This window comes from Enterocloster clostridioformis (assembly GCF_020297485.1).
Taxonomy (GTDB): Bacteria; Bacillota; Clostridia; order Lachnospirales; family Lachnospiraceae; genus Enterocloster; species Enterocloster clostridioformis.
Genome location: NZ_JAIWZC010000001.1, coordinates 2,622,033 through 2,643,013, shown reverse-complemented (window position 1 = coordinate 2,643,013; position 20,981 = coordinate 2,622,033). Strand labels below are relative to the sequence as shown.

Below are 20,981 nucleotides of genomic sequence, written 5' to 3'. Positions count from 1 at the left end.
GGAATTTATGAACGATGCAGCGTGTACTGTTTTTGTGAATCTGATCAATCTGGCCGTGCGCATGATGCCCATTTTTGTGTGCCTGGAGCCGAAACACAGGGACAGGGAGAACATAGCAGCCATATCCGTTTATCTGTGGGTCATCATGATATCCATGGAATCCGTATTCCATATCAGCCCCCAGGTCTTTTTTGTGTTCCGGGGCATATTTTCCTGTCTTTACTTTCTGGTGCTCCTTATTTTTTTTAAGGGAACCCTGCTTAAGAAAGGATTCCTGTACATTTCCGCATGGCTGTTCGCGGTCCTGTCCACATCGCTGAATGAGTTTGCGTCCTGGATATTAAAGGGGCATGTGTCCCTGACATACGGACAGATCTGTGTGGCGGTATCCCTGCTGTGGGCCTGCGGATTTTATGTGTTTGTACGGTTTTGGCTGAGGGACAGGGTTAACCGTCTCTTTGACCAGTTATCCAGGCGATCCTGTTCCCTGCTGCTGACATATCCGTCTGTTTCCCTGTTCATCCTTTTCATTGGGAACAATACCATATTTTCATCCCGTTCCCTGGCCGTGCGCGGACTGGAGGACGTGCTGTTCTATCTGGCGCTGTGCGTTATGATACTGGTGCTGTACGTGCTGATTTTGAGCAGCACCCTGGAAATCATGTGCCGCCGCAGGACCGAGGAGGAGCTGCAGTTTGCCAGGCAGCTCATCAGCCAGCAGAGGGAGCATTATAACCAGACTCTGGATTATATTGAACAGGTGCGCATCATCAAGCATGATTTCCGCCATCATATCCACGCTCTTCTGAACATGGACCGGGGCGAGCGGACCCATTACCTGATGAACCTGAAGAGGGAGCTGGATATGACGGCTGAGATGGTGTTCTGCCAGAACCAGGCCGTAAACGGACTTTTGCAGGAGTATGCCGCCAGGGCAAGGCAGGATGGGGTGGAGTTCACAGCCAGGGTGGACTTATCCGCCCATGTGCCAGTGGATGATTTGACTCTGTGCATTGTCATCGGAAACCTGCTGGAAAACGCCATGGAAGCATGCCGCCGCCTGACGGGACATCGGTTCATCCTGGTCCGGGTCAGATGGCTGGACGGCCACCTTATGATGCTGGTGGAAAATTCCTATAACGGACAGATTAAGAAGAACGGAAGCAGGATTCTGTCCAGCAAAAGGGATGGCGGGCTGGGTATACTGAGCATTAAGCGCATCCTGAACCAGCCGGGGGACGAGTTCGATGTGGATTACAATGACACCACCTTTACGGCCATGGTGAAAATCGTGGACAGGGCCCTGGGATAGGCGGATGACAGAGAGGTTTTGGAGCGGTTTCGGAGAGGTTCTTGCTAAAGGGATTGCATTCTCCCTGAAACCATGTATAATGGTAGTTGTAAATAAACGGGGAGCTCACTTAAGTGGGCTGAGAGTAAGCTGTTCATGCTTAGACCCATTACCTGATTTGGATAATGCCAACGTAGGGACCATAGCGGACAATTGCCGGCGGAGCACCTGTTTTGGTGTTCCGCCTTTTGTTTGCCCAGCATGGGCGTTTTCTAATGGGTGAAAGTCCCAAGTGCGCGTAGGCAACAACGAAGCACATAGCCGAACAGCAAGGGTGTCCGCCGTGAGACGGAATCTGAAAGAAGCTGTAAGCAAACCTCTGACCTGACGGACAGGAACCGCATATAAGGCTCGGAAATACGGATAAGGTGGCAAAAGGCACTGAAGTCCAAAAGGTTGCCGGAAGTACGAGTAAATGCGGCAGGTACATGGAGGAAAAGAACACGCACCTTAACTGGGGAGGTCTCACAGGCGGTCTCATTAGCCGTAGTAACAACGAATTGTGAGAAGTCAGCAGAAGCCATAGTAGTGAGGAAGTTCCTGTAATGGGGACGGAGCGAAGGGCTGAACAATCAATCAGTTGAAGTACGTTCCACTTCGTAGCCGGAGCATACGCCTGTCGATGACTTCAAAGGCGGCAAAGGCAAAAGGGGCAGAAAGGAAACAACGCATGGACACAAGCAGTCTCATGGAGCAGATATTAAGCAGGGATAATCTAAATGCGGCGTATCTGCAAGTCGTAAGGAATAAAGGAGCGGCAGGCGTGGACGGGATGACCGTTGAAGAACTTGGCGCATATCTTTCGGAAAACGGCGAAAACATTAAGGAACAGTTGCGGACGAGGAAGTATAAGCCGAAGCCAGTCCGCAGGGTGGAGATACCCAAACCCGATGGTGGTACAAGAAATCTTGGAGTGCCAACAGCAGTAGACCGCTTTGTACAGCAGGCGGTGGCACAGGTGCTTACCCCGATATTTGAGGAGCAGTTTCACGACCACAGCTATGGATTCAGACCCAAGCGGTGTGCACAGCAGGCAGTCCTTAAAGCATTGGAAATGATGAATGACGGACACAACTGGATAGTGGATATCGACCTAGCGAAATTCTTTGACACAGTAGACCATGACAAGCTGATGACGATTTTCGGACGGACAATAAAGGACGGAGATGTCATATCGGTGGTAAGAAAGATTCTGGTCAGCGGCGTAATGATTGATGATGAGTATGAAGATACGGTAGTCGGCACACCGCAGGGTGGAAATATCTCGCCGCTGTTAGCAAATATCATGTTAAATGAGCTGGACAAAGAACTGGAAGCAAGGAGGCTGGATTTCGTCCGGTATGCAGATGACCTTATTATAATGGTCGGGAGCAGACAGGCGGCAGAGCGGGTAATGAAGAGCGTGGCTCGGTTTATAGAGGAAAAGCTTGGACTGAAAGTGAACGCGGAAAAGAGCAGGGTTGATAAACCAAAGGGCATTAAGTATCTGGGGTTTGGATTTTACTATGACTCATTTGCCAAAGGGTACAAAGCCAGACCACACCCGAAAGCGGCAGCAAAGTTCAAGGCGCAGATGAAGAAATATACAAGCAGGAGCTGGGGAGTGGGCAATGGTTATAAAATTGGGAAACTCAACCGGCTTATCCGAGGGTGGATAAATTATTTCAAAATCGGAAGCATGAAAAGGCTGTGCGCAAAAATGGACGGACAGATTCGGTATCGACTGCGCATGTGCATATGGAAACACTGGAAAACGCCAAAGAACAGGGAAAAGAATCTTATCAAACTTGGTCTGCCGCCAAATGCGGCACATGGCATTTCATATGCCAAAGGATATGCCAGAGTGTGCAGAAGCTGGAATCTCCACATTTGTATCAGTAAAGAGAGACTAGCTAAGTTTGGTCTTGTATCCATGGAAGACTACTACGCCGAAAAGGCTGTTACATGTTAAGTTGATTGAACCGCCGTATACCGAACGGTACGTACGGTGGTGTGAGAGGTCGGAAGGCGAAATAATCGCCTTCCTCCTACTCGATTAATACGCGGGACAATTCTGTATGGTATCAGGCATGGGCGCCGGAGCTTCCCGGCGGCGGATTGGGGGCACCACCTTCCGCCGCTTTATAAAATTAATGCGAAAAGGAGAATGACTATGAAAACAGCATTAACAATCGCGGGAAGCGATTCCAGCGGAGGCGCCGGCATCCAGGCAGATATCAAGACCATGACCGCTCACGGGGTATACGCCATGAGCGCCATAACGGCATTGACTGCCCAGAATACCACCGGCGTGACAGGAATCATGGAGGTGACTCCATCTTTTTTAAAGGAACAGCTAGACGATATATTTACGGATATCTTCCCGGACGCGGTTAAAATCGGGATGGTTTCCTCCGGCGGCCTGATAGAGGCCATCGGGGACAGGCTGGCGTTTTACAGGGCAGCCAATGTGGTGGTGGACCCGGTGATGGTATCCACCAGCGGTTCCCGGCTCATCAGCGGGGAGGCCATAGAGGCGCTGAAGGAAGTCCTTCTTCCCATGGCAAACCTGCTGACCCCCAATATCCCGGAGGCAGAGGTGCTGTCAGGAATGGAGATACATAATCCCGGTGACATGGAGAAGGCGGCAAGGGCCATCGGGGAGAGCTATGGCTGCGCCGTACTCCTTAAGGGCGGCCACCAGCTCAATGATGCCAATGATCTGCTGTACCGGCATAAGAAACTGAAATGGTTTAACGGCAGGCGGATTGACAACCCCAATACCCATGGGACAGGCTGTACCCTGTCCAGCGCCATTGCCTCCAATCTGGCCAAGGGCATGGATATGGACCTGGCTGTGGAGCGCGCCAAGGTATATCTCTCAGGCGCGCTGGAAGCGCAGCTGGACCTGGGAAAAGGAAGCGGACCAATGAACCATGGATTTGCCATCCGGGGCGAGTATTAAGGAGGGATGAGCATGAGGGAAAAGATGAGAATGAAGGAAAAGGGAACCTCCGTATCTGCCAACAGCCTTATATGGTTTGGGGCAGGAGTATCCATAGCCGAGATACTGACAGGCACATATCTGGCGCCTCTGGGATTTGGAAAGGGGCTGGCAGCCATTGTGCTGGGTCATGTGATTGGCTGCATGCTGCTGTTTGTGGCGGGGCTTATTGGCGGGCATACCAGGCGAAGCTCCATGGAAACAGTGAAGATGAGCTTTGGACAGAAAGGAAGCCTGCTGTTTTGCGGACTCAACGTCCTGCAGCTGGTGGGCTGGACCTCCATCATGATTTATGACGGCGGTCTGGCTGCTAACGGTATTTATGACGCGGGACTGTGGGCATGGTGTCTTGTGATTGGCGGTCTGATTCTGGTGTGGCTTTTAATTGGAATCAGGAACCTGGGAAAAATCAATACGGCAGCCATGACGGCTCTGTTTGTACTGACTCTCATTTTGTGCCGGGTTATATTTACAGGTAACGTGGAGCCGTCCGCGGAGGCAGGCGGTTCCCTGAGCTTTGGGGCCGCAGTTGAATTGTCCGTGGCCATGCCTCTGTCCTGGCTGCCCCTCATAAGCGATTATACAAGGGAGGCCGAAAGGCCCTTTGGGGCAACGGCGGCCAGCGCCGTGGTTTACGGCCTGGTGAGCTGCTTTATGTATGTCATCGGAATGGGAGCAGCCATTTACACGGGTGATTATGATATATCTGTCATCATGGTCAAGGCGGGGCTGGGAGCGGCAGGTCTTCTCATTATTGTGCTGTCCACCGTGACTACCACGTTCCTGGACGCCTACTCTGCCGGTGTATCCAGCGTATCCATCACACACAGGATTAAGGAAAAATGGGCGGCAGTGGCAGTGACCATCATCGGCACCGCGGCAGCCATGGTATACCCCATGGACAACATTACAGATTTCCTTTATCTGATTGGTTCCGTGTTTGCCCCCATGATTGCCATTCAGATTGCGGATTATTTTATCATCCGGCAGGACCATGAGGCGGAGGCCGCCAATCTGCCAAACCTGGTTATCTGGCTGGCGGGTTTTGTGATTTACCGCATACTGATGCGGGTGGATACGCCTGTGGGAAGCACCCTTCCTGACATGGCGGCCACCGTGGTTCTGTGCGTGGTTTGCAGCCGGGTGACGGTCGCCGTCCGCGCCTTTCCCGGCCGGAAAAATGTGACAAAAGTATGATATTTCTATAAAGTCCTTTACGGGAAGGCATTGCAGGTGTTACAATATGCTCTGGCAGTCCGGGTGACATAACGCCCAGACGTATATTTCGGGAAAATGGCCGGACAGAGGGACGGCGTACCGTTTTCCCATAAGCAGAGGAGCGGAATTTATGAAAAAATGGATGTGTATATGTGCGGCAGCTGTACTGGCGGTTTCAGCCCTGACCGGATGCGGCACCAGCGCAGGGGCAGCCACTACAGCGGCGCGGACTGAGGCGTCCAAGGAAGAGGCGGCCAAGGCAGAGGCGGTTAAAAAAGAGACAACCAAGACATCGGAGGCTTCAGAGGAAGCCGGGGATACAGCTTCGGAGGAAATTCAGGCAGCGGCAGGAAAACACCATGTGAAGATTAACGTAAAGGACTATGGAACCATTTCCGTGGAGCTTTACGGGGACGAGGCTCCCATCACGGTGGCTAACTTCCTGAAGCTGGCAAAGGACGGTTTCTATGACGGACTTACCTTTCACCGCATCATAAGCGGTTTCATGATTCAGGGCGGCGACCCGTTAGGCACAGGTATGGGCGGTTCTGACCAGGAAATCAAAGGCGAGTTTTCCAACAACGGAGTGGAGAACCCGCTGTCCCACACCAGGGGAGCTATTTCCATGGCGCGCTCCCAGATAAAGGACAGCGCCAGTTCCCAGTTCTTCATTGTGCATGAGGACAGCACATTCCTGGATGGGGATTACGCCTGTTTCGGATATGTGACAGAGGGCATGGAGGTAGTGGATGCCATCTGTGAGGACACAAAGGTGGAAGACAATAACGGTTCCGTGGCAAAGGCCAACCAGCCTGTCATCGAGAGCATAGAGGTAGTGGACTGATAAAGGTCCTGGCATACGAAAGAATCCGGGTTTCCCTGTTTTAGGGACCCCGGATTTTATGTTTTTATGAAGAATTCTTACATTTTTGATTTTCATATTGAAAATATGGTGAAGGGCTGTTATGTTTAGAAGGCGTCCTGCCGTTTTCAGGCAGGAGTGGAAGAAAATGCAGTAAATATCAATAAAAGGCAGGGCAGGATTGTTTATGCGGAAGTTAAGGAAGAGGACATGGATGGGAAGGCTGGCCGCGGCTTTGACGGCAGCGGCTGTGCTTGTGCTGGCAGGGGCGTTTGTGTCCCTGGCGGATGAGAGCGGAGATACAACCCGCTTTGTATCCGGTACAAAGGTCAACGGCGTGGGCGTGGGCGGACTGACCGTGGATGAGGCCAAGGCCAGAATCGAAGGTTTTTATGCCGGTGAATACAATCTCACCATTAAGGAGAGAGGCGGACGCCAGGAAACCATAACAGGTGCGGACATCGGTTACAAGGTGGAGGTTCCCGAGGGACTTAAGGCTATACTGGATGCGCAGAACGCAGCCGGACGTGTCTCAGGACCGGATGCGGATAACTCCCATACCATGGCCATGACAGTGACCTACAGCCAGGAGGCCATGGGGGCAAAGATTAAGGCTCTGACCCTGATAAGCGGCTCCGGCATCACAGTCACTTCCGATGCCCGCATATCCTCCTATGAGGAGGGACAGCCTTTTTCCGTCATACCGGCTGTCCAGGGAAATAATGTGGACGAGGCCAAGACCACGGAGGTGATTACCGCTGCTGTAAAAGCAGGGCAGAGCTCTGTGGATGTGGACAGCGCAGGCTGTTATTACCAGGTAAATATATGGGAGACAGATGAGAACCTTATCGCCTTGTGCGCCCGCATGAACCAGTACCGGGACATGAGCGTCAATTATGTGTTTGGCGATGAGAAGGAGACTCTTGGCGGTGAGACCATTGCCGCCTGGGTCACAGGAAGCCAGGACGGGGTGCCGACGGTTGACTTGGAGAAAATCACAGCCTTTGTGACAGAGATGGCGTCCAGAAGGGATACGGCCGGAACCGCCCGCATATTCCATACAGCCGCGGGCAAAGATGTGGAGCTGACGGGCCCCTACGGCTGGAAAATAGATGTGGCAGGCGAGGTACAGGCCCTGGCAGCCCTGATTCAGGCCGGCCCCGCAGCCGGTCCTGTGGACAGGGAACCTGTATACGCCATGACGGCCGCCAGCCGCACGGCCCCTGACTGGGGCAACACGTATGCGGAGGTGGACCTGACAGGACAGCACGTATACATGTTCCAGGAAGGAAACCTGGTGTGGGACGCGCCCTGTGTCACGGGTAATATATCCAAGAATTATGACACGCCCGCAGGCATTTACAGCCTGACCTACAAGGAAAAGGACAGGATACTGAGGGGAGCCAAGAAGGCGGACGGAACCTATGAGTACGAGAGCCATGTGGATTACTGGATGCCCTTTAACGGGGGCATTGGTTTCCATGACGCCACATGGAGAAGCAAATTCGGCGGCACCATCTTCCAGACCAGCGGAAGTCATGGCTGTATAAACCTTCCGCCGGAGAAAGCCAGCGTGCTCTATGACTTAATATATAAGGGCATGCCTGTGCTCTGCTACCAATAACAGGCATTACGGGCCGGGAACAGATTCCCGGCCCATTGTGTAAAATGTATGTCCCGGTCCCGGATTCCAGCGATATTTTCTACTTGCAAATTGCAGGTTAAGAGAGTACATTATTGGGATGAAATTCATGGAAACAGAGAGGAATACATACATGGCCGCAAATGTGACAAAGGATATGACGGAAGGCTCCCCGGTAAAACTGATACTGGGATTTTTCATCCCCATGCTGTGCGGACTGCTGTTCCAGCAGCTGTACAATATGGCGGACACCATCATCGTGGGCAAGTGCCTGGGGGTTAAGGCCCTGGCAGCGGTGGGTTCCACCGGCTCCATCAACTTTATGATTATCGGTTTCTGCCTGGGTGTATGCAGCGGTTTTGCCATTCCGGTGGCCCAGAAATTCGGAGAAAAGAACGAAAAAGCGCTCAGACGGTTTGTGGCCAACAGCGCATGGCTGGCAGTCCTGTTTTCAGCGGTCATGACCGTGGCCGTGTGCCTGTTATGCCGCAACATCCTGGAGCTGATGCAGACGCCGGAGGATATTATTGATGGGGCCTACAGCTATATCTTTGTGATATTCCTGGGCATTCCGGCCACCTATCTCTATAACCTGCTGTCCTGCACCATACGTTCCCTGGGAGACAGCACCACCCCCCTGATTTTTCTGGTGTTCTCCTCTGTGGTGAATGTGGCCCTGGACTTCTTTACGATTCTGGTCCTCAAGATGGGCGTGTCAGGGGCTGCCTGGGCCACCATCACGGCCCAGGCAGTGTCGGGAATCCTGTGCCTGTTTTATATGAGAAAGAAATTCGACATCCTTAAAATGAATGATGACGAGTGGAGGCCGGATGCCCATTACATGAAGATTCTGTGCAACATGGGAATTCCCATGGGACTGCAGTATTCCATCACCGCCATAGGAAGCGTAATCCTCCAGACCGCAGTCAATTCACTGGGATCCATGGCGGTGGCTGCTGTGACGGCAGGCAGTAAAATCAGCATGTTCTTCTGCTGCCCCTTTGACGCCCTGGGATCCACCATGGCCACCTACGGCGGACAGAATGTGGGCGCCAGGAAGCTGGACCGTATTGATCAGGGGCTGAAGGCAGGGGCTGTCATGGGCTGCGTCTATGCCGTCATAGCCTTTGCGGTGCTCTGTATCTTTGGACAATGGATTGCACTTATGTTCGTGGATAAGGGGGAAGGGGAAATCCTGAGGAACACGCGGCTGTTCCTCATCGGCAACAGCCTGTTCTATATTCCGCTGGTGTTTGTCAACGCGGTGCGGTTCATGATTCAGGGGCTCGGATATTCCAGGCTGGCCATTATTGCCGGTGTATGCGAGATGGCGGCGCGCTCCTTTGTAGGCTTCTGCCTGGTCCCTGTGTTTGGTTACATAGCAGTGTGCATCGCCAGCCCTGTGGCCTGGATCGCCGCGGATCTGTTTCTCATACCGGCTTACCGCCATGTGATGAAGAACCTGAACCAGCTTTTTTATGGCAGGAGCAGGGCCACAGACGCTGCACAATGATTGTGAAAGCAAAATAAAAAAAGCTGCGGGAGGGAATCCGATGAAGGATAATGCCGCAGCTTTTCTGATTCATGAATGCCATAATTTTGTCATTTGCCAAAACTCTGTTTATTCCCGAAGGCCTGCCGGAGAGCGCTTCCAGGGAAGCACCGGCTGAAGCTTGTAATCCACAATCAGTTCCCTGCGGCTGCAGAGCTTGCGGAAATTGCTCAGTATCCGCTTCATGACCATCTCACCCTTTTCCATGGTCACGGTGGGAAGGAGGATGATGTACTGGCTGATGCTGTAACGGGTGTACACGTCGCTGCAACGAAGGGAGTCACGGATGGCGTGGTTCAGATGCTCCATAGCCTTGTTAAGGACCGTTGTCTTGGGAACCCGTCCGTCCAGGTCACCGATGGTCAGGAGACACAGATAGATGGAATCGCCGGTGCGCTCAATGGCTCTGCGTTCCAGCTGGAACAGGTCGTGAAATACAGGATATTCGCAGTAAAATGCCCCTCCTGAGGCTTCCTCCTTAAGTGTCTCCTGGATGGAATCCAGGTTAGTGTTGATACCCTGCTCCTTGCTGCGGATGGACTTGTATAAATCCTTAAAATGGTCCGACGGAGAGATGGAGAATTCGTTATAAAACAGGTCCAGTGTATGGTTGTATTCTTCAATGGCCTGGCTGGTGTGGCCGTCCCGGTAGAGGGAGTATACCAGGTGATAGTGGAATCCTTCGTCAAAGGGCTCTATCCCCACTGCTGTCTGGCAGATAGAGGTTATCCTGGAGAAGTCCTCCTTTTTGGTAAGCAGCTCCACCGTCTTATAGACCAGCTTCTGGTACAGGGAATGGTAATATGTACTGATGGGGATAACCCAGGATTCGTATTCGGATTTGGGAAGAAAATCCCCCTTGTACAGCTCCAGTCCCTCAAGGCAAAGCTTAAGGGCTTCAGCCTCATCCATGTCCTGATTCAGGACCCGGGTACAGATGGACTCAAACTGGTCAATGTCAAGGACGGATGAATAGTCCTGCGTCCAGCAATAGGAACCTCTCTGCTGGACTAACAGCTTCTGGGGAGGAATCCCCAGGGGCTCCAGCAGCCTGCGGCTGCGGAACATCAGGGTTTTCAGGGCGCCGCCCGGGTTGACGCCGGGGTCGTCGGCCCATACGATGTTGATAAGTTCACCGGGACTGATGGATTTCTTCTGGAATACCACCAGATACTCCAGGAGACACCAGGGTTTTTTTGACTGGTTGCTGTTGTCGGTTATCTCTTTATCGCCAACCCTGAGGGAAAATCCGCCCAGGGTTTTTATATAAATAATAGGTTTATCTTCTATAATGGATGCATTCATGTCTGCTCTCCTTTGCAAAAGCGGGGTCATTCTAAAATAAGTATACTAATCAGAATCATAATTGTCCAGAAAAAAATACATAAAAAAGCAGCCCGGCGTTCTTTTGTAACCGGATTGTAACCGGAGACTGTTATAATGGTAGCAGGCTTATTGGGATTACTATGTCAATTTATTAGAGAAAAGCAGGTGAATATATGTCGATTGCAAAAACCGGAGCCCTACAGGATTCGTACAAATATGTAAATATAGCCATTGACAGCTTTGATGGCCGCCTGTTGCAGGGGAGGATCTGCCATGACAGCCTGGAGGAGGCAGTACCCTTTGGCTGTATTTCGGAGATGGCCATTTGCCTGGAAAACCTTTTTTATGAGCTCCGCTATCCCATGAAGAGTGTGGACCAGAGGTCCTTTGCGGGGATAAAACATGGCGGTCCGTCATTAAGGTGTGGGGAGGAGTCCGGAAAAAAGAGGCTCCAGGGAAAACTGGCTGAGTTCTGCCTGCATGTGAAATACAGGTTTCATTCCACGTGGCAGGGTAATATAAGGGACCTGAGAAACGGCGGTACCTATTCTTTTCAGAGCTTTTTGGAGCTGATGGAGTATCTGGACCGTTCTCTCGGACAAGGAAGTGATATTAAGCACGGCCTCGGCAAGCGGATGTGCGAGGTGGCTGTGCGCAATTTCAGTCATTTCGTCATGGGCGGGGACGTATCCCATCCGGCAGTGGCGGACCGCCGGGAATTTGCCAGTGAGTTTGAACTCAGGGACGAAGTGGAGCGCCTTCTTCTTCCTCTTCCGGAAGGCGGGGAGGAGGGGAACATCATAAGTCCCAGAAGCGTCACGGTCAATGCGGGAGGCTTTGGCCCCATGACCTTCGTTATAAGGATCATGTTCAGAAGGAACGCCACCTGGCAGGGAACCATCTGCTGGAAGGAAAAGCGCAGACAGGTCAGTTTCCGCAGCTTCTTGGAGATGCTGCTTCTGATGCAGGAGGCAGTGGCTGACAGCGAAGGATGGAACGAGGAGCTTAAAGCGGCTTCCGGCCATGCGGGATGACAGCGGGAAAGGACACATAATCATCTATGGATCAGAAAAAAGGAAAGAGCAGGATACGGGGCATCATCATCTTGGTTTTACTGGCCGTCATGCTGGTAAGCGGTGCCATGAGCATCCACAGCTGGATGGAGGACAAGAGGACCAGGGAAGAATATGAGCGGCTGGCCGGGCTGGCCAGGGAGACCACCGCGCAGCCGTCCACGGAAGCAGTGACGGAGCCGGGGGAGCCGGAGACAGAGCCCTATGTATCTCCAATCAACTTTGAGGAGCTGATGAGGGGGAATCCGGATACCATCGGATGGATCCGGGTGCCGGATACCAATATCGATTATCCCATTGTTCAGGGAGAGGACAATGATTTCTACCTAAACCATGATTTTTACGGCAAGGAGAATATTGCGGGCGCCATTTACCTGGATTTTGAGAGCCAGGGAGATTTTGTGGGACGGAACAATGTGCTGTACGGCCATAATATGAAGAACGGAAGCATGTTCAAGGATGTGAACCGGTATAAGGACGAGGCATTTTTTAAGGAGCACCAGTTTTTCAGCATCTACACGCCCGACCGGGAAATCAGGTTAAAGGCAGTGGCCGCCTACTACGGGGAGGCGCGGCCCATTGTGCGCAAGACCAGGTTTAAATCCCAGGAATCCTTTGACGCCTTTGTGCATGAGATGGTGAAGCCGTGCGGCTACGGCGACGAGATTACATATCCGGCCAAGACCCTGTATACCCTGGTTACATGCAGCTATGAAATCAACGATGCCAGAACCTTCCTGTTTGCGGTGGAGGTGGATGAGGACGGAAATCAAATCCAGCCTGACGATGTATTCTTACAGCGCATGGATGAGCTGATGGGGGACAAGACGAAGGATAAGACGCAGGAGACAGCACAGGAAAACCTTCAGGAAACAGCGGACAGTGCAAAGGAAGGCGAACAGTAGGAAATGATTATATATGACAGCCATGAATTCCCAGTTAAAGGATTTATGGCTGTTTTTACAATTATTTATACCTTTTTCCTGCATAAAAAGACGTATTTGGGTATTGGAAAACAGAACGAGTTATGTTATACTTAGCACGTTAGGCGCATATACGCTTAGGAAAGCAAAGCGCGCCGTGTTTAATAGGGCAAGGTTTTAGCTGTTTGGGATTGCCGGTCATCAGATGACAGTGGAGTCATACCTGTGAGGATGGGTGTGGCTTTTTTCTTAGACAGTAAAGCCTGGAACATTTTTAAGAGGAGAGATTATTATGAAAATGAGTACAAAGAAAGTTTTAGGCCTGATTCTGGCCGGCGTCCTTGCTGCCGGTTCCCTGACGGCATGCGGCGGAGGGGGCACAGCGGCCACGGCAGCAGACACAAAGGCAGAGGCAACAACCGCAGCCGGCGATGCCAAGGCAGAGGGCGATGCCGCAGCAGATACCACGGGGGCGGACAGCGGAGAGAAAAAGACGCTGCGCGTGGCTATGGAATGCGCGTATGCTCCTTACAACTGGACACAGCCTGATGATTCCAATGGCGCGGTGGCTATTGCGGACAGCAATGAATTTGCTTACGGATACGATGTCATGATGGCAAAGAAGATTTGCGAGGAACTGGGCTATGACCTGGAAATCGTGCGTTTGGACTGGGATTCACTGATTCCGGCTGTCACCACAGGACAGGTTGACTGCGTCATCGCAGGACAGTCCATTACCTCTGAGCGTCTTCAGGCAGTGGATTTCACTGAGCCATATTACTACGCAACCATCGTTACCCTGGTAAAGGAAGGCAGCAAATATGCGGATGCCAAGAGTGTGGCGGACCTGGCGGGAGCTACCTGTACTTCCCAGCAGAGCACCATCTGGTATAATACCTGTCTGCCTCAGATTCAGGATGCCAATATCCTGGCAGCCACTGCCAGCGCTCCTGACATGCTCATGTCCTTAAACGCTGACAAGTGCGACCTGGTTGTTACAGACCAGCCTACAGGCAAGGGAGCCCTCATCGCTTATCCTAATTTCAAGATGATTGAGTTTGGCGGCGGCGACGCTGATTTCCAGGTAACGGATGAAGATATCAATATCGGTATTTCCTTAAAGAAGGGAAATACAGAGTTAAAGGATGCCATCAACAGCGTTCTCACAAAGATGACAAAGGACGACTTCTCCAAGATGATGGATGAAGCTATCTCTGTTCAGCCTCTGGCAAACTAAACTGCCGCGGCATCTGTAAAGGGATACCAAACTGATTTGCAGAGAAGCGGAGTTGCCGTCAGGCTAAAGTACGTTAAAGAGTAAGGAGAAGGGATATGCCAACAGATTTTTTCGGCCGTGTTATGGTCGTATTCAACCGATACGGTATGTCAATGCTCCAGGGCGCGGGCGTCAGCCTTAAGATTGCCCTGGTAGGTACTCTGGTGGGCTGTATCATAGGCTTTGCCGTGGGTATTGTCCAGACCATACCAAATGAGCGGGGAGACAACCCGGTAAAGAGGGCCGTGCTCTGGGTCGTGAAACTGATTCTGAACGCCTATGTGGAGTTCTTCCGCGGTACGCCCATGATGGCCCAGGCCATGTTTATTTATTACGGGCTTCTGCCTATGTTAGGAATCAACATGTCCATGTGGGGCGCCGCTTATTTCATTCTTTCCATCAATACAGGCGCTTACATGGCTGAGACGGTCCGCGGCGGAATACTTTCCATTGATCCGGGCCAGACAGAGGGAGCAAAGGCCGTGGGCATGACCCATGTACAGACCATGCTCTATGTGATTCTGCCCCAGGCATTGAGGAATATCATGCCTCAGATTGGCAACAACCTGATTATTAATATCAAGGACAGCTGCGTGCTCTCTGTTATCGGCGTCACGGAGCTGCTGTATAAGACCAAGGCTGCCGCAGGAGCCCTGTACATGAATTTCGAGGCATATACCATCACCATGATCGTATATTTCATCATGACATTCACCTGTTCCAGAATCCTGCGCTGGTGGGAAAACAGGATGGACGGCGCGGACAACTACGACCTGGCCACCACCGATACCCTGGCGCATACCAGCGGTATGTACCGGTTTCCGGACGAAAAGGATAAGAAGAAGGAGGATGCGCGATGAAGGGAGACAGGATATTAGAAATCCGTCATTTGAGCAAAACCTTCGGCACCAATCCTGTGCTTAAGGATATTGACTTTTCAGTCAGCAGCGGGGATGTGACCTGCATTATCGGCGCGTCGGGTTCCGGAAAATCCACACTGCTCAGATGCCTGAATCTTTTGGAAACGCCTACCACAGGCGAAATCATGTACCATGGAACCAATATTGCCGATAAAAAGGTCAATGCGCCCCAGTACCGCTCCAAGGTGGGAATGGTGTTCCAGAGCTTTAATCTGTTTAACAACATGACCGTGTTGGAGAACTGTATTATCGGACAGGTCAAGGTGCTTAAGAAGAACAAGACAGATGCCCATAAGAATGCCATGTATTATCTGGAAAAGGTGGGAATGGCGCCTTATATCAACGCCAAGCCCAGACAGCTTTCCGGCGGACAGAAACAGAGGGTGGCCATTGCCAGGGCATTGGCCATGGAACCAGAGGTGCTGCTGTTTGACGAGCCTACCTCGGCTCTTGACCCGCAGATGGTGGGCGAGGTGCTGGAGGTCATGCGCAAGCTGGCAGGAGAGGGCCTTACCATGATTATCGTCACACATGAAATGGCCTTTGCCAGGGATGTGTCCAGCCATGTGGTATTTATGGCAGGGGGAGTGATTGTGGAGGAGGGAGAACCCTCTCAGATATTTGGAGCGCCCAAACAGCTTCAGACCCAGGAGTTTTTAAGCAGATTTATGCATGGGTGATGTATAAAACGAAACGGAGCAAAGGCAAAGGGCCTCGGCTCCGTTTTAATTTGTGCGGCATTGTACTGTGCCGTCCTGCCTGCCTTCCGTTATTCCTTGTCCGATGAAACAGCCTTGGTGACATAGGGATAGAGGTCCTCATAGGCTTCCTTTTCCGCCTCATCCTGGGGCAGGGAAGGAATCAGGCCGGTGCAGTCCATGGCGGAGCAGGCTTGTATGTCAACGTCAAAATCGTCTTTTTCCTTGTGATCCAATTGTGATTCACCTCCTTGTGATGCGCTTGTGATTGAATCTTAGATATAGTTTGCGCAAAGGCAGATGATTCATACTGGCAAATCAAAAGCAGGGCAGCCATTTCTTTCAAAATGGCGGCCCTATTTTGTGGAATTTCCGCTGACGATGCCGCGGCTTTTTTAAGATTATTTACATCCCTTTTGCTTTAAAGCGGCCTCTATGAAACCTTTAAACAGGGGATGGGGACGGTTGGGCCTGGATTTGAGCTCAGGATGGGCCTGGGTGGCAATGAACCAGGGATGGCCCGGAAGCTCTATCATCTCCACAATCCGTCCGTCGGGGGACAGGCCGGAGAGCATCATGCCGCATTTGGTAAGCACGGTGCGGTAGTCGTTATTGACTTCGTAGCGGTGTCTGTGGCGCTCATAGATTGTGGTTTCGCCGTACAGGCCATAAGCTTTGGAGGCCTTGTCCAGGACACAGGGATAGGATCCCAGCCTTAAGGTGCCGCCGATGTCCTCCACTCCGTTCTGTTCCGGCATCAGATGGATGACGGGATGGGTGGTGGCGGGATTCAGCTCCACGCTGTGAGCATCCGCGTATCCGGCCACATTTCTGGCAAACTCCACAATGGACAGCTGCATTCCCAGACAAAGTCCAAGGAATGGTATGCGGTGTTCCCGGGCATACTGGATGGCGTGAATCTTTCCGTCAATACCGCGGTCGCCAAAGCCGCCGGGAACCAGGATACCGCTTACATCTTTGAAGATTTGAGGGGCATTTTCCGGTGTGACTGTCTCGGAATCCACCCATTTTATATGGACGGCCGCACGGTTGGCAATGCCTCCGTGTTTCAGGGCTTCCACCACGGAAATGTAGGCGTCGTGGAGCTGGATGTATTTGCCTACCAGGGCCACGGTCACTTCCTGCTCCGGATGCTTCCAGGCGTCTATCATGGCTTTCCAGTCTGTCAGGTCCGGCTCCGGACAGGGCAGATCCAGGCATTCACAGGCGGACTGGGCCAGATGCTCTTCCTCCATTACAAGGGGTACTTCATAGAGCACGTCCACATCCAGGTTCTGGAGTACGTGATGTTTGGGAACATTGCAGAATTGGGCGATTTTCGCCTTTATGCCGTCGTCCAGGGGGAGTTCGGAACGGCAGACAAGGATATCGGGCTGAATGCCCATTCCCTGAAGGTCTTTTACGCTGGCCTGAGTCGGCTTGGTCTTAAGCTCCTCTGAGGCTTTCAGGTAAGGAATGAGAGTTACGTGGATGATGCAGGTGCTGCCGGGGCCTGCATCGTGCTGGAACTGGCGTATGGCCTCCAGGAAGGGCTGGCTTTCGATGTCGCCGACCGTGCCGCCGACCTCGATGATGGCGATTTCCGTCTCGTTTTCCGTGTAGTTGCGGTGGAAACGGCTTTTGATTTCGTTGGTAATATGGGGGATTACCTGTACGGTTCCGCCGCCGAAGTCTCCGCGGCGTTCTTTTTGCAGGACCGTCCAGTAGACCTTGCCGGTGGTGACGTTGGAATTCCTGGTAAGGCTTTCGTCGATAAAGCGCTCATAGTGGCCTAAGTCCAGGTCCGTCTCAGCGCCGTCGTCCGTCACGAAGACTTCTCCGTGCTGGACCGGGTTCATGGTGCCGGGGTCGATGTTGATGTAGGGGTCGAACTTCTGCATGGTCACTTTGTAGCCTCTGGCCTTTAACAGGCGGCCGAGAGATGCCGCGGTGATGCCTTTTCCCAGGCCGGAGACTACGCCGCCGGTTACGAATACGTACTTGACTGGCATGATGGGGATACCTCCTTTTCTTGTTGTGGGTGTCGTGTGACTTGTTTGATATAGTATCAAAAAAATAACTGAAACATTATACATCCTCACCGAGAATAAATCCAGGGCTTTTTGCAAAAATTTAAGAAAATTAATTGTTCTTTTCTTGATTTATGGGGAGACTGACACTATAATGGTAGAGAATGGGTTTTTGCTGGAAATTGATAGATGACCCATTCAGAGGGAGAATTTGTACAATATGGATAATAACAACAAACAGGACCCGAATATGAAAAGTAACTGGCAGACCATAACCATGCTGGTGGTTGCTGCCATACTTACATTTATCGTGGTCAGCAGTATGAACAACTATCTGAATTCCAAGAAGCGTCAGGAGTTGTCCTATAATGAGTTTGTCCAGATGGTGGAAGCCGGCGAGGTGGACTCCATCAAGGTGGGCAGCACGGAAATCACGGTCATCCCTAAGAAGGGTAATACTAAGTATTCCCAGAATCTGGATTATTATGTGGTGAGACTGGAAGGCGATTACGACTTCGTCAACAGGATACTGGATAATAACGTGGTTACCAACCGTGAGAAGAGCGACAGCAGCACCCTTCTTCTGGTCCTGTTGAATTACGCTGTCCCGTTCCTGTTCCTGCTGTTCCTTATGAACTTCACCATGAAGCGCATGGGCGGCGGCGGAATCATGGGCGTGGGCAAGTCCAACGCCAAGATGTATGTCCAGAGGGAAACCGGCATTACCTTCAAGGATGTGGCCGGTGAGGACGAGGCCAAGGAGTCGCTGACAGAAATCGTGGATTTCCTCCACAACCCGGGCAAATACACCAAGATTGGCGCCAAGCTGCCCAAGGGAGCCCTTTTGGTAGGCCCTCCCGGAACTGGTAAGACCCTGCTTGCAAAGGCAGTGGCAGGCGAGGCCCATGTGCCGTTTTATTCCCTTTCCGGTTCTGACTTTGTGGAGATGTTCGTGGGCGTGGGCGCGTCCCGCGTCCGTGATTTGTTTAAGAACGCCACTGAGAATGCGCCATGTATTATCTTTATTGATGAGATTGACGCCATTGGACGCAGCCGCGACAGCCGTATGGGCGGCAACGACGAGCGTGAACAAACCCTGAACCAGCTTCTTTCCGAGATGGATGGATTTGATTCCACCAAGGGTCTTCTGGTGCTGGGCGCCACCAACCGTCCTGAGGTCCTGGATCCGGCCCTGCTTCGTCCCGGACGTTTTGACCGCCGCGTGGTGGTGGATAAGCCGGACCTTAACGGGCGTATCAATATACTTAAGGTACATTCCAAGGATGTGCTCCTGGATGAATCCGTAGACTTTAAGGAGATAGCGCTGGCCACCTCAGGCGCTGTGGGCGCTGACCTGGCCAATATGATGAATGAGGCAGCCATCAATGCGGTTAAGCACGGGCGCAATGCCGTGTCACAGAAGGATTTGTTTGAGGCAGTAGAAGTGGTCCTTGTGGGTAAGGAAAAGAAGGACCGTATCATGAGCAGGGAAGAGCGCCGTATTGTATCCTATCACGAGGTGGGCCACGCTCTTGTAAGCGCGCTTCAGAAGCATTCGGAGCCGGTACAGAAGATTACCATTGTGCCGAGGACAATGGGTGCTCTTGGATATGTCATGAATGTGCCGGAGGAGGAGAAGTACCTCAATACGAAGAAGGAGCTGGAGGCCAGGCTGGTAGAGCTGATGGCCGGACGTGCCGCAGAGGAAATCGTATTTGAGACAGTTACCACGGGAGCAGCCAACGATATCCAGCAGGCTACAAACCTGGCCAGGGCCATGGTTACCCAGTATGGCATGTCTGATAAATTCGGCCTCATGGGGCTTGCATCCCAGGAGAATCAGTACCTGACAGGACGGGCCGTATTAAACTGCGGCGATGCAACGGCAGCTGAGATTGACCAGGAGATCATGAAGATACTGAAGGATTCCTACGATGAGGCAAAGCGTCTCTTAAGCGATAACAAGGATGCCATGGACCAGATAGCCGCATTCCTCATTGACAAGGAGACGATCACAGGTAAGGAATTCATGAAGATATTCCGCAAGGTTAAGGGCATTCCTGAGCCGGAGGAAACAAAAGAGGATGAGGACAAAGGCAGGGCTTTACAGGAGCCCCGTGCAAACCCGAAAGCTCAGGTTGGCCAGGGAGAACAGGTGAATCCGGGGAGCCAGACAGGACCGGAGGATTCAGACGGAAATAATGATTCAGAGAATAAACCGGAGGATACAGTGTGGAGTCATCCCGGAAATGACAGAAATCTGTAGGATTGAGTGATAAAAGTAACAGGCGCCGAAGCTGCGGGGAAGCAGTGACGGCGCCTGTTTTACAGGATGGGTGGGATGATCTGAACATAACAGGATGTTCGTAATTTTTAGCGGAAAATGGTAAGACAGCCGGATTGCTCTTGTACCGGGGAGGATTATTTAGTATAATAATACATATGGAAACCGATGTCCGTACCATTGTAAAAGGGGGCGCTTTTATGGATAATAAGTATGTTAAGATACATACCACCGGCTGTAATGCACCGCTTAAGGTTACACCGGGACACTTTGCCACCAACCATGCCCATATCAATTATTATCTGGATATGACTACCTTAAAGACCAGGCTCAGCGAGGCCCAGGAGATTGCAGGGAGCCTGTCGGGGCTGTTCCTCTATGACACTGTGGTGGATACCATTGTGTGTCTTGAGGGAACTCAGGTCATCGGCAGTTTCCTGGCAGAGGAACTGACCAGCGCCGGAGTTCTCTCCATGAATGCCCATAAAACCATCTACATTGTGACTCCGGAGTTCAACAGCAACAGCCAGATGATATTCAAGGAGAACATACTACCCATGATTCGGGATAAGAATGTCATCATCCTGACCGCGTCCGTGACCACAGGTCTGGCGCTGAACAAGGGAATCGAGTCCATCCGGTATTACGGAGGCAACCTGAGAGCTGTTACCGCTATTTTCAGCACATTGGAGGAGCTCAACGGATACAGGATCACGTCTATTTTTGGCAGGAAGGATTTGCCTGATTATACGTATTATGACTACAGGGACTGCCCGCTGTGTAAACAGGGAAAGAAACTGGACGCATTGGTGAACGCCTATGGGTATACCAGTTTGCAGTGAA

At 51.9% G+C, this 20,981-nt stretch carries 17 protein-coding genes and 1 riboswitch; of the genes, 14 read left to right on the top strand and 3 right to left on the bottom strand.

Annotated elements, in window-relative coordinates:
- Positions 1–7 precede the first annotated feature (7 nt).
- From LA360_RS13265 to LA360_RS13235, 7 genes are all read left to right on the top strand, one after another.
- Positions 8–1,312, top strand: coding sequence for a sensor histidine kinase (locus tag LA360_RS13265; protein ID WP_022203108.1), 1,305 nt, complete (start codon positions 8–10; stop codon positions 1,310–1,312).
- A gap of 87 nt (positions 1,313–1,399) precedes the next feature.
- Positions 1,400–1,509: riboswitch (TPP riboswitch) on the top strand.
- A 512-nt stretch (positions 1,510–2,021) separates the two neighbouring features.
- Positions 2,022–3,302: a group II intron reverse transcriptase/maturase gene (gene ltrA / locus LA360_RS13260; protein ID WP_002578445.1), complete on the top strand. Its 1,281-nt coding sequence runs from the start codon at positions 2,022–2,024 to the stop codon at positions 3,300–3,302.
- Between the two features lie 201 nt (positions 3,303–3,503).
- Positions 3,504–4,295: a bifunctional hydroxymethylpyrimidine kinase/phosphomethylpyrimidine kinase gene (thiD, locus tag LA360_RS13255; RefSeq protein ID WP_002586251.1), complete on the top strand. Its 792-nt coding sequence runs from the start codon at positions 3,504–3,506 to the stop codon at positions 4,293–4,295.
- A gap of 12 nt (positions 4,296–4,307) precedes the next feature.
- Positions 4,308–5,531 carry a putative hydroxymethylpyrimidine transporter CytX gene (cytX, locus tag LA360_RS13250; RefSeq protein ID WP_022203109.1) on the top strand — a complete coding sequence of 408 codons (1,224 nt, stop codon included), beginning with the start codon at positions 4,308–4,310 and terminating at the stop codon, positions 5,529–5,531.
- Between the two features lie 151 nt (positions 5,532–5,682).
- Positions 5,683–6,396 (top strand): peptidylprolyl isomerase, encoded by a 714-nt coding sequence (locus LA360_RS13245; protein WP_022203110.1) that lies wholly within the window; start codon positions 5,683–5,685, stop codon positions 6,394–6,396.
- A gap of 205 nt (positions 6,397–6,601) precedes the next feature.
- Positions 6,602–8,038 (top strand): L,D-transpeptidase family protein, encoded by a 1,437-nt coding sequence (locus LA360_RS13240; protein WP_022203111.1) that lies wholly within the window; start codon positions 6,602–6,604, stop codon positions 8,036–8,038.
- A 151-nt stretch (positions 8,039–8,189) separates the two neighbouring features.
- Complete coding sequence (locus LA360_RS13235; protein WP_002586255.1) at positions 8,190–9,569, top strand: MATE family efflux transporter; 1,380 nt, start codon at positions 8,190–8,192, stop codon at positions 9,567–9,569.
- 108 nt (positions 9,570–9,677) lie between these two features.
- On the opposite strand, the gene LA360_RS13230 is transcribed toward LA360_RS13235, so the two are convergent.
- Positions 9,678–10,913 (bottom strand): AfsR/SARP family transcriptional regulator, encoded by a 1,236-nt coding sequence (locus tag LA360_RS13230; RefSeq protein WP_022203113.1) that lies wholly within the window; start codon positions 10,911–10,913, stop codon positions 9,678–9,680.
- A gap of 194 nt (positions 10,914–11,107) precedes the next feature.
- On the opposite strand from LA360_RS13230, the gene LA360_RS13225 reads away from it, so the two are divergent.
- The 5 genes from LA360_RS13225 to LA360_RS13205 all read left to right on the top strand — a co-directional run bounded on the left by LA360_RS13225 (position 11,108) and on the right by LA360_RS13205 (position 15,806).
- Entirely contained in the window at positions 11,108–11,968 is an 861-nt protein-coding gene (locus LA360_RS13225; RefSeq protein ID WP_022203114.1) for a hypothetical protein, read from the top strand.
- Between the two features lie 26 nt (positions 11,969–11,994).
- Positions 11,995–12,912 carry a class B sortase gene (srtB, locus tag LA360_RS13220; protein ID WP_022203115.1) on the top strand — a complete coding sequence of 306 codons (918 nt, stop codon included), beginning with the start codon at positions 11,995–11,997 and terminating at the stop codon, positions 12,910–12,912.
- Between the two features lie 310 nt (positions 12,913–13,222).
- Positions 13,223–14,167, top strand: a complete 945-nt coding sequence (locus tag LA360_RS13215) for a transporter substrate-binding domain-containing protein (protein WP_002586261.1) — start codon at positions 13,223–13,225, stop codon at positions 14,165–14,167.
- Between the two features lie 95 nt (positions 14,168–14,262).
- Positions 14,263–15,066, top strand: coding sequence for an amino acid ABC transporter permease (locus LA360_RS13210; protein WP_002586262.1), 804 nt, complete (start codon positions 14,263–14,265; stop codon positions 15,064–15,066).
- Positions 15,063–15,806 (top strand): amino acid ABC transporter ATP-binding protein, encoded by a 744-nt coding sequence (locus LA360_RS13205; protein ID WP_022203117.1) that lies wholly within the window; start codon positions 15,063–15,065, stop codon positions 15,804–15,806. The genes LA360_RS13210 and LA360_RS13205 overlap by 4 nt, the downstream gene beginning before the upstream one ends.
- An 89-nt stretch (positions 15,807–15,895) precedes the next feature.
- Here the strand turns inward: LA360_RS13205 and LA360_RS13200 are convergent, their stop codons facing one another.
- Together LA360_RS13200 and LA360_RS13195 are read right to left on the bottom strand one after the other, a co-directional pair.
- Positions 15,896–16,060: a hypothetical protein gene (locus LA360_RS13200; protein ID WP_002586264.1), complete on the bottom strand. Its 165-nt coding sequence runs from the start codon at positions 16,058–16,060 to the stop codon at positions 15,896–15,898.
- 165 nt (positions 16,061–16,225) lie between these two features.
- A complete protein-coding gene (locus LA360_RS13195; RefSeq protein WP_022203118.1) occupies positions 16,226–17,836 on the bottom strand; it encodes a CTP synthase in 1,611 nt (536 codons plus the stop codon).
- A 238-nt stretch (positions 17,837–18,074) separates the two neighbouring features.
- On the opposite strand from LA360_RS13195, the gene ftsH reads away from it, so the two are divergent.
- Together ftsH and LA360_RS13185 are read left to right on the top strand one after the other, a co-directional pair.
- Complete coding sequence (gene ftsH, locus LA360_RS13190) at positions 18,075–20,120, top strand: ATP-dependent zinc metalloprotease FtsH (protein ID WP_022203119.1); 2,046 nt, start codon at positions 18,075–18,077, stop codon at positions 20,118–20,120.
- A gap of 218 nt (positions 20,121–20,338) precedes the next feature.
- Positions 20,339–20,980 carry a phosphoribosyltransferase gene (locus LA360_RS13185; RefSeq protein WP_022203120.1) on the top strand — a complete coding sequence of 214 codons (642 nt, stop codon included), beginning with the start codon at positions 20,339–20,341 and terminating at the stop codon, positions 20,978–20,980.
- Position 20,981 lies beyond the last annotated feature (1 nt).